Below are 2,645 nucleotides of genomic sequence, written 5' to 3'. Positions count from 1 at the left end.
CCGTTGCATCGTGTTGAGTGTGGTAACCCAATCGATACCGGAGGTCCTCACCTTTTTAGCTCACGCCACGCTCACAACCTGTATGGGAACAACAACTAGCCCACGACGAGTGCTGCAGTAACTCAAAGACGCCGCCGAACAACAGGTAAACACCTGCGAAAAGACCCTTCGGCGCTGCTGACCGCGCTCGACGGCCGCACGGGCCCAGTCGCGAATCGATCCCGCTGCTGCCCACAATAGAGGCAGCCAGCGGGAAATTAATCGCGGGCGACTAGCCCGGCAGCCTCGCCTACGCTGGCACCCCACGCCCGGGCCCGGGCGAGCTCGCCCTCTTCGAGCCCGCCATCCTTGGCGAGCACGAAGCTCGCCGCGGGGAGAACGTTCCGGGAGCCGTGCTTCACCAACGCTCGCTCAATCGGCCCGGACGCAGCACCGGAAACGATGCGCGCCATGTTCACCCGCGTGTCGAATGCGGCACAAAGCGCTGGGATCTTCTCGAGAGTACCCATCCACTCCCGCACGCCGATGCCCGGCGCAAGGGGCTCCAGGGTGACGTTCTTGGCGGCGTCTTTCTCCCAGTCGCGCGCGCCCTCCCGCGATTTGGGTCTGCTCATGCCGTGCACGTGGGTGGGACCTCCAACGATCAAAAGGTCCGCGCCCTCGGCGGCGGCCCGAGCACCCGACTCGTTGACGTTCAACACGACTGCCGGAGCATACGGTGCCAGCCCCTCAGCTATCGATAAGGCGACCTGACGGGTATTGCCGAACATGGACTCGAAGACGACGACGATGCTCATGACACTTCCTTCATTTTTGACAGCGGGCGCTGCCAGGACAAGTCGACCACATCTCAGGCCAACCCGGGAACGGGCGGCGCCCAACCACATCCGTCAATCAAAAACTGTTCGCTTCTGTGTGGCCGCGATACCGGCCACGTAGAGAAGCTCCGCATCTGACCCGAGGAGAAAAGGTTCAGGCGTACAGCTGCAAACTCCTACCTAATTTTCAGGGCCCACCCTCTTTATTTGAGCTACTTTCCATCATCGTCGGACCTCCATCATCTGCAGCGCGTACGTGGGTTCGTTGATCTAGGACTCTTTCGGGAAAGTTGGTGGCTGCGGGGACTGCCGAACGAAGTGTTCGGGGTGAGATGCATACGCGGGCGCGAGGACGCGGGCACGAGGACGCGGGCACGAGGACGCGGGCGCGAGCGTGACGGGTTGGGCGAGACGGGATCCAGTATCCGCGAGGCTGTTGGCAGCATTTCTCGCGAATCGATATCGTCTGGAAGATCTCTCTGTTAGCTTCACCAAAGGTAATGTTGGGGCGCAAGAAGAATCTGGTTCGGGGAGTGTTAATAGCTTCGGCAGTCGCGGGGCTCATGAGTCTTGTGTAGGAGCACGTCATTGTTCATACTCCGCACCCCGCGGAACTTGGCCGTTGGTAGGCCGAACCTTGGGCTGGGTGGTTGTGTGGACCTTCGACGATGACTACTCGATCCGGCCCGTTGCCAATCGAATGCCGGGATTGACGTTCGTGACCGTGCTTGAGGCCAAGGTCGGCAAAAGTCGGTTGCACCTGGACTTCCACCCAAGCGACCAGAACGTAGAAGTTGACCGCCTGTTGTGCATGGGGGCCAAACGGGCCGATATCGGGCAGGGCGAGCAGTCATGAGTCGTGCTCGCCGATCCGGAAGGCAATGAATTCTGCATTCTGGAAAACCCAAACTCGACGGAATCGAGCGCCATGAAGTTGGATCGTTCTGGTGAGGCTAGTTCCGACGTGCGATTATCATCTCGTCTAGTTCCGTAACGTGTAGTTGCGTATCTTGGCAAGGTCTGTTACGTTACTTATAGAAACGTAATAGAGAGTTGGTTTTGATGTCCGAGTCGCAAATGGCACCGCGCCGCCCCGGTGGCCGTGGCAGCGATATCGGGCGTCCCCGTGACCCGGACATGGATCAGGCCATCCTGCGGGCGGCGATTGAGTTGCTCTCCGAGGTCGGCTATGTCCGTGTAACGGTGGCGGAGGTCGCCCGGCGGGCGGGGGTGAGTAAGCCGGCCATCTACCGGCGGTGGTCGCAAAAGTCCCAGCTTGTCGTCGAGGCGATGGTGACCCAAATCCGCCCGGGCAAGGACAACGACTCCGGCAGCGCCGCCGGTGACCTAATGACCCTGACCAACCAGCTGATCGATGACCTGACCCGGACACCCCTCGGCCGCGTGCTGCCTGGCCTGGTGGCAGAGATGGCCGCCGATCCGGTGCTCGCCGCCAGCTACCGCGATCTGATCATCAAGCCAAACCTGCGACACTGGCGCGCGGCCGTCGAGCGCGGAATGGCCTCCGGCGAGCTCTCCGTCGATACGGATGTCGACTTCGTGCTCAACGCGCTTGTCGGCCCCCTGTATTTCAGCCTTCTGATCACGGGAGAGCCCATCGCGGCCGGCTACGAACGTGCGGCCGTCAAGCTTGTTCTCGCCCCTTACACAACCGCTCCCAGCTAGCACCCGTACGTCGGCACCTCTCGTTGCTTTGCGCCTTCAGGTGAGCGTGTGGTTCCAACGCGCCTGCGCTCTACAACGCCCGGGCAAGTCGAACGCGCTCACCGCACGATCACTCTTCCACCCATTGCACTTTCCGACAGG

The 2,645-nt window shown here is 61.3% G+C and carries 3 protein-coding genes; 2 read left to right on the top strand and 1 reads right to left on the bottom strand.

All coding sequences use genetic code 11. The features are described from left to right. Window positions 1–257: 257 nt before the first annotated feature. Complete coding sequence (locus E3T23_RS05295; protein ID WP_134369352.1) at window positions 258–797, bottom strand: flavodoxin family protein; 540 nt, start codon at window positions 795–797, stop codon at window positions 258–260. Window positions 798–1,464: 667 nt separating this feature from the next. Between E3T23_RS05295 and E3T23_RS05290 the strand changes: the two genes are divergently transcribed. After that, window positions 1,465–1,674: a VOC family protein gene (locus E3T23_RS05290; RefSeq protein WP_241977618.1), complete on the top strand. Its 210-nt coding sequence runs from the start codon at window positions 1,465–1,467 to the stop codon at window positions 1,672–1,674. Between the two features lie 281 nt (window positions 1,675–1,955). Beyond that, window positions 1,956–2,504 (top strand): TetR/AcrR family transcriptional regulator, encoded by a 549-nt coding sequence (locus tag E3T23_RS05285; protein ID WP_166806209.1) that lies wholly within the window; start codon window positions 1,956–1,958, stop codon window positions 2,502–2,504. Window positions 2,505–2,645 lie beyond the last annotated feature (141 nt).

The organism is Cryobacterium cheniae, assembly GCF_004403395.1.
GTDB classification, from domain to species: domain Bacteria; phylum Actinomycetota; class Actinomycetes; order Actinomycetales; family Microbacteriaceae; genus Cryobacterium; species Cryobacterium cheniae.
This window is presented reverse-complemented; position numbering and strand designations above follow the sequence as displayed.